Source organism: Leptospira meyeri, assembly GCF_004368965.1.
Taxonomy (GTDB): Bacteria; Spirochaetota; Leptospiria; order Leptospirales; family Leptospiraceae; genus Leptospira_A; species Leptospira_A meyeri.
Genome location: NZ_SORO01000011.1, coordinates 1 through 6,524 on the forward strand (window position 1 = coordinate 1; position 6,524 = coordinate 6,524).

The following is a 6,524-nucleotide window of genomic DNA, read 5'->3' on the forward strand; positions in this document are numbered from 1 at the left end:
TTACCCACAGCGTATAACAGCGGGGAAACGCTTCGCTGCGGCACTTACGGCCTTGCTCGGTCTGCGACACATAGTCCTCCGTCACGCTTCTCGCTACGCAAGAAGGCGCGCCGACGCCAACACCTACTTCGTAGGCTCGGCTACGGACAACGTCGTCTCCCCTAGTTCGTTATACGAAATGGCGATAAACTAAATCTGATTATCTAAAATCATAGAATGAAAAATAAAGAACCTTTAGAAAAAATAGATCTTACTGAAAACTTAAATTTAATTAAAGATTCCTATTTAGCAATTGTAAGAAAATATGGAAAAGTTCCAGAATTACTTAATGAAAATCTAAACAACTTCTTCTCAATTTGCATAGCTGCAGAATTGCGTAACTTTATTGAAACGGAATACAACGATGTTAACGATATATATAAATTTGTAGTAATTTCTAATAGGAAAACAGTTCTCATAGAAAAAACAATGATCCTGAAAAATATCAGAATAAATTACTCTAACAAAAACTCAAGTATCCAATTTATATCAGAATCAGGAAGAGTTTTTAATGATGACGAGTATAGTTTATTTCTCGCATGTACTCAAACTGAAAATATCTATCTAAATTCTCAAAATTTAGCACTTATTAAAGCTTATATTCCAATTAAAAAACTTTTTACCAAAGACAAAAATAAATTAATATGGCCTAGGCAAACCAAGCTTAGAAATTTAATTTTACGGTTTCTTTCTTTAGGTTTAGAACCGAATAAAAAATACTCAGAAAAAGAAATTAACGAATATCTTTCATTTTACTATAACGATTTTGCGCTATTAAGACGAAATTTAATAGACCTGAATTATTTATATCGTTCAAAAGATGGAAGTATTTACTATCGCCACTTCGTATAACAGCGACTTACTGCTTCGCTTCGGGACAAGCCCTCGCTCGGCCTCCGGCAAATTCCCCTTCTGGCATTCGCCTTGCGTTCGCAAGCTACATGCCAGTCCCTAACGTCCCGTCCGGGACTCAGGGTCGGGGAACTTCGGTAAGTCTAGTTCGTTATGCGTAATTGCTTAATCAAATTCAAAAAATAACAAATGAAAAAAATTACTTACAATTTATATCTTACTTTCAAAGAAAACATAGCAACAGAATTGGAAATCAATTTTATAAAAGAAAACAATGACTATTTCGCAAATTTTGAAGTTAATCAACTTAAAAGTATCCTCTATCCATACAAGCCGAAACTTTTGGTTAATAGATTTGAAGAAAATTTATGCGTTGAATTAATTAAAATAAACTCAAATTTGAATCTAAGTATAGATGATAGAAGTCCTACAATATTAGAAAATCCAATTATTAAAGATGATTCGGATGCACAATTAGCCTTCAAAATATATTTAGCCGAAATTTCAATGCATTTAGAAGATGATCAATATCTAATAGTTAGTATTACGAATATAAAGCATTTTTATATATGCAATTATTCCAACGAAAAGTTCTTAAAATCTGAAAAATTAGATGACTTACTTTTCGGAGGTGGACCTTTAATTCTAAATAAATTTACTGGCAAAATTTATGAAACTAGCTCCGCTCAACCAGAAGAAGATATTGAAGAATTTAGAATTCTTTACTTCCCTAATAATTAGAAAACCTCGCAACTACGCATAACAGCGGCTTACTGCTTCGCTTCGGGACTCTGCCCTCGCTCGGGCTGCGCCAAATTGTCCTCCTGTCACTCGTTTGCATCCGCAAACTACGTGCCAGTCCCTAACGTCCCGTTTCCGGGACTCAGGGTCGGACAACTTCAGTAAGCCTAGTTCGTTAATTGCAATTGGTTAAATCTTAAAGAAAAAATCAGCGCGCAAATTTTCTTAAGAGTTTTTAAGATAAATATCGTCGGTTCTGTTCGTGTGGCTGTCTCATTTCAATTAAGCATTAATAAAGATTACGCTGTGTTATTTTAAATATAAGAAAATATAAGAAATCTAAGAGAAAGAAAAAGAAAATTAAGAGCGAAAATTTACGCGCTGCATCTATACTCTTCGAACCATTATCTTTTACTATAGGTAACCAACTGCAATTAACAACGTGTAAACACTGCGCTTCGACACTTACGGTCTCGCTTGGTCTACGACACATTCCCCTCTGGCACTCCTCTTGCCTACGCAAGCGTCGTTCCAGTCCCTAACGTCCCTTACAGGGACTCAGGGCCGGGGAACGTCGTTTACACTAGTTCGTTATACGAAATTTGTGCAAATTTAATCTCTAAAATTAAAAATGCTGAAAAGAAACTATTGACAAATCATAGAAATTGTAATACACTCGTGATACAGGCTCAATATGATTAGCTTAAGATTACCAGAAGAACTGGAAAAAAAACTTTCAGAAGTTGCTAAAATTGAAAACAAAAGTAAATCAGAAGTAATTAAAGAATCTTTAGTTTACTACATTGATAATTTTGCAAAGCAACCTTCTGCCTATGAATTAGGTGAAAAATATTTTGGCCTATATAAAAGCGGCATCTCAGATAAATCCATTAACCATCAAAAGTATATAAAAGAGGCTTTAAACAAAAAACGTAAATGATTAAAGCAATTATTGATACTGGACCTATAGTTGCATTCTTCGACGAATCTGATAACTATTGCCTACAATGTAGATCCTTTCTTAAAAACTTTAAAGGAAGATTATTTACTTCTCTTGCGGTAGTCACTGAAGTATCTTACTTATTATCTGACAACAAAAGAATACAAAAAGCCTTTATTGAATGGATTGATAACAATGCAATTTCAATTTTAAATCAGGATAATGACCAATTTGGCTCAATTCTGTTTTTTATGGACAAATATGCTGATCGACCAATGGATTTTGCTGATGCGTCACTTATGACTATTTCAGAAGCTTATGAAATACAGAATATCTTCACTTTAGATAGTGATTTCCGATTTTATAAATCAAGAAAAGGAATGTCTTTAAAAATCATCAACGAAAACATGATAAAAGACTAATTAAAGCACAAACTTCGTATAACAGCGGGGAAACGCTTCGCTGCGGGACTTACGCCCTTGCTCGGTCTCCGACACATTGTCCTCCGTCACGCTTCTCGCGCTGCAAGAAGACGCGCCGACGCTAACGCCTGCTCCGCAGGCTCAGCTACGGACAACGTCGTCTCCCCTAATTCGTTAATTGCAATTAGTTGATTTACAGAAGAAATCGCGCAAATTTTTTTATGAGGGTGTTGTCGATTTACGCTTTGGAAGAAAACAATTCAAGTCTTTCTCTCCACGAATGTGCAGTTTGTTTATTTACGCTTTTTAAGATTTAAGAGAAATTTGCGCTCGATTGGATATTCCTTTCGACCACACTTTCATTCTATAATAACTAACTGCAATTAACAGCGACTTAACGCTTCACTTCGGGACAAGCCCTCGTTCGGTCTTCGACACATTCCTCTCTGGAACTCCTCTTGCCTCCGCAAGCTTCGTTCCAGTCCCTAACGTCCCTTCCAGGGACTCAGGGTCGAGGAACGTCGTTAAGTCTAGTTCGTTAATTGCAATTGGTTAAACCTCTACTCTAAAAAATCAGCGCGCAAATTTTCTTAAGAGATTTTAAGATGAATATTGTCGGTTCCGTTCGTGTGGCTGTGGCATTCCATTTACGCTTTATTAAAGATTACGCTGTGTTATTTTAATTATAAGAAAATATAAGAAATCTAAGAGAAAGAGAAAAAGAATTAAGAGCGAAAATTTGCGCGCTGAATCTATACTCTTCGCTCCATTATCTTTTACAATAGGTAACCAACTGCAATTAACAACGTGTAAACACTGCGCTTCGACACTTACGGTCTCGCTTGGTCTACGACACATTCCCCTCTGGCACTCCTCTTGCCTACGCAAGCGTCGTTCCAGTCCCTAACGTCCCTTACAGGGACTCAGGGCCGGGGAACGTCGTTTACACTAGTTCGTTATGCGTAAGTCGTTAAAATAATCCATAAAAAATAAAAGTTGGAAATTCTTAAAAAAACAGACTTAAATTGATTAAAAAAGTAAAACAAATCGGATGATCTATTTACCTTGGTTTTAAGAAAAAAAAATATCTCAATTAGATTTACTTCGGAATTGCAAGATTATACAAAATATTATGATTAAATGTTTTGAAATAGGTTCAGATAAATACATTTTACAAATCACAATATTTTCTATTATCATTAGAGCAATAACGGTTTCATACACGATTCCTGTTGCAGATAATGGTGCTGGTTATTTTGCATCCATAGGAATATTTGTTCTATACATTTTTCTGTGTATAACTTTTCAAATAATACCTATATTATTCAAATTGAAAGTTCTTTATAACAAAGAACCAAGCTTACCAATTATATTTGTAAAAAAATACTTCATTTCTGGAATTCCAATTCATATAATAATTGGATTAACTTCTTATCCTTTTATAAAACCGATTATTCTATCTTTCTTGTCTGATCTGGCAATTTTAATTATTTCAAATATTAGAACTAAATTTAAGCGAAGTAATATAAATGCCTAAAATATCTATAGGTTTCATAACGACCTACGCATAACAGCGGGGAAACGCTTCGCTTCGGCACACGGCCTCGCTTGGGCTGCGCCACATTCCTCTCCGTCACGCTTCTCGCGCTGCAAGAAGACGCGCCGACGCTAACGCCTCTGCGAGGCTCAGCTACGAGGAACGTCGTCTCCCCTAGTTCGTTATGCGACATTTTTTAAAAATAGAAATGAAAAAAATACCTTTAATAGTAATTCTTAACTTATTTAATTGTGCTTTGACCATAATTTCACCAGGCTTAAACTCAAATTACAAATTAACAAAAATCTCTAGTAATAGATTTCAAGAATCGGCTTTTTATGGATCTGCTTATTATGATCAAACGGCTTTCTATCTTGAATTTGAAAATTTAAAATTGATCTTAAACGATCCAAACAACGCTACTTTTAATAAAAATGATTCCATAAGCGCCGTTCAATTTGATCAAAATAATATTAATATTTTATATGAAATTTGTTACGATAAAGAAAAGAATATTAACATCCTAGATGATATTCTTAATTATAAATTCTCTTTAAATAATTTTGAAGCAATTTCCGTTGTTTCTTACTTTTATCCTTATTCATATTATTCGAGAGGAAATTATTTAAAGAAAATTTTGCCTTATTATGTTAACGAAAAATATCCTTACCAAAAGCTTATCTACAAAACAGGAAATGACTTTATTATGTGCATTAGAAATATAGTTTCTTTTAGTAAAAATGCTCAAAATAAATCAAATTCACTTGAAATTGTTACTCCGAGAAATTATTTAACTGGCTTTTCGTATGAATTCGATAACAATTTCCTATTTTACAAAAATGAAGAAATTGAATTTTCAGCTAAGTAATTTATATTATTAATAAAAAACGTCGCATAACAGCAACTTAACGCTTCGCCTCGGGACCAGCCCTCGCTCGGTCTGCGACACATTTCCCTCTGGCACTCCTCTTGCCTTCGCAAGCGTCGTTCCAGTCCCTAACGTCCCTCCCGGGACTCAGGGTCGGGAAACGTCGTTAAGTCTAGTTCGTTATACGCAAATTGCAAAACTTTGAAATATTAAGCCTGAAAGAAAAAATCAAAATATACATCTTCTAAAACGAACATAAATTAATTTATATATCAAAAATAGGCACTAGGTAATATTTAATTTAAACTTTATAAATATTTAATGAAAGAAAGAATAAACTACCGAAATTTTCTATTAATTTTTTTAGCATTACATAGTTTTTCTTGTAGTATCCCTACATTTGTAGCAATTTCCAATTATTCAGGTGAAAAAATTGAAATACATTTTTATTTGAAAAAGAATCTCAATAAAAATTTTTTAAGTGAAAATGATTCAACAAAAGATATTGATTTTCAAACGGAAGAAGATGAAAAATATAAAATAAAAAATTTCATCAAAAAATGGAAAAGCGTGCCCGCACGGAATGTTCTCAAAAAAAATTATTCAGGTAATAGCAAATTTCTAACAGAAAACGAAATTAGATATGATTTTAAAAATAATAAAATTGTTTTGATAGTTGAGGAATATACAGCAATTATTCTATTTGAAGGTCACAATTACATGCATCCCTTACCTGAATATATTTCAAAAATATCTTTTGAACACAAAAAAGGATCTATGAGTTTTGAAAAAGACTATATAAATTTCCCATTTTCTTATGAAGAAAATTGTAGTTGTCTAATCTGGAAAATTTACTAATGAAACTTTACAAATTGCAATCTGCGTATAACAGCAACTAACCGCTTCACTTCGGGACTCGCGCCCTCGTTCGGTCTCCGACACATAGGCTTCTGGCACTCCTCTTGCTTATGCAAGCGTCGTTCCAGCCCTAACGTCCCCTCCGGGGACTCAGGGTCAGCCTACGTCGGTTAGTCTAGTTCGTTATACGAAATTTTGCTAACCTAATATTTGCTATAACTCATGGATAAAATATTTAATAAAATGATAAAAGACGAACTACTGCCT

7 protein-coding genes are annotated in these 6,524 nt (G+C 34.1%); all 7 read left to right on the plus strand.

The genetic code is table 11. The features are described 5' to 3' along the window. Positions 1-216: 216 nt before the first annotated feature. The 7 genes from CLV96_RS19665 (at position 217) to CLV96_RS19690 (ending at position 6,257) form a co-directional block, all read left to right on the plus strand. On the plus strand, positions 217-891 hold the full coding sequence (locus CLV96_RS19665; RefSeq protein WP_004787795.1) for a DUF2087 domain-containing protein: 675 nt from the start codon (positions 217-219) through the stop codon (positions 889-891). A gap of 189 nt (positions 892-1,080) precedes the next feature. Continuing rightward, positions 1,081-1,632 carry a hypothetical protein gene (locus CLV96_RS19670; RefSeq protein ID WP_004787797.1) on the plus strand — a complete coding sequence of 184 codons (552 nt, stop codon included), beginning with the start codon at positions 1,081-1,083 and terminating at the stop codon, positions 1,630-1,632. 694 nt (positions 1,633-2,326) lie between these two features. Beyond that, the gene (locus CLV96_RS19675) at positions 2,327-2,572 is read left to right on the plus strand and encodes a ribbon-helix-helix domain-containing protein (RefSeq protein ID WP_004787792.1); all 246 of its coding nucleotides are present in this window, start codon (positions 2,327-2,329) and stop codon (positions 2,570-2,572) included. Next, the gene (locus CLV96_RS19680; RefSeq protein WP_004787796.1) at positions 2,569-2,994 is read left to right on the plus strand and encodes a type II toxin-antitoxin system VapC family toxin; all 426 of its coding nucleotides are present in this window, start codon (positions 2,569-2,571) and stop codon (positions 2,992-2,994) included. Before CLV96_RS19675 ends, CLV96_RS19680 begins: the two co-directional genes overlap by 4 nt. Before the next feature lie 1,132 nt (positions 2,995-4,126). Then, on the plus strand, positions 4,127-4,531 hold the full coding sequence (locus tag CLV96_RS19910; protein ID WP_040917403.1) for a hypothetical protein: 405 nt from the start codon (positions 4,127-4,129) through the stop codon (positions 4,529-4,531). 208 nt (positions 4,532-4,739) lie between these two features. Further along, the gene (locus CLV96_RS19685) at positions 4,740-5,399 is read left to right on the plus strand and encodes a hypothetical protein (RefSeq protein WP_051012806.1); all 660 of its coding nucleotides are present in this window, start codon (positions 4,740-4,742) and stop codon (positions 5,397-5,399) included. Between the two features lie 321 nt (positions 5,400-5,720). Continuing rightward, positions 5,721-6,257, plus strand: a complete 537-nt coding sequence (locus CLV96_RS19690) for a hypothetical protein (protein WP_004787790.1) — start codon at positions 5,721-5,723, stop codon at positions 6,255-6,257. Positions 6,258-6,524 lie beyond the last annotated feature (267 nt).

Excerpts from the sequence above, each read along its gene's own strand:
- CLV96_RS19685 (WP_051012806.1), top strand. The coding sequence starts at position 4,740 with ATGAAAAAAATACCTTTAATAGTAATTCTTAACTTATTTAATTGTGCT.
- CLV96_RS19665 (WP_004787795.1), top strand. The coding sequence starts at position 217 with ATGAAAAATAAAGAACCTTTAGAAAAAATAGATCTTACTGAAAACTTA.
- CLV96_RS19680 (WP_004787796.1), top strand. The coding sequence starts at position 2,569 with ATGATTAAAGCAATTATTGATACTGGACCTATAGTTGCATTCTTCGAC.
- CLV96_RS19675 (WP_004787792.1), top strand. The coding sequence starts at position 2,327 with ATGATTAGCTTAAGATTACCAGAAGAACTGGAAAAAAAACTTTCAGAA.
- CLV96_RS19670 (WP_004787797.1), top strand. The coding sequence starts at position 1,081 with ATGAAAAAAATTACTTACAATTTATATCTTACTTTCAAAGAAAACATA.
- CLV96_RS19690 (WP_004787790.1), top strand. The coding sequence starts at position 5,721 with ATGAAAGAAAGAATAAACTACCGAAATTTTCTATTAATTTTTTTAGCA.
- CLV96_RS19910 (WP_040917403.1), top strand. The coding sequence starts at position 4,127 with ATGATTAAATGTTTTGAAATAGGTTCAGATAAATACATTTTACAAATC.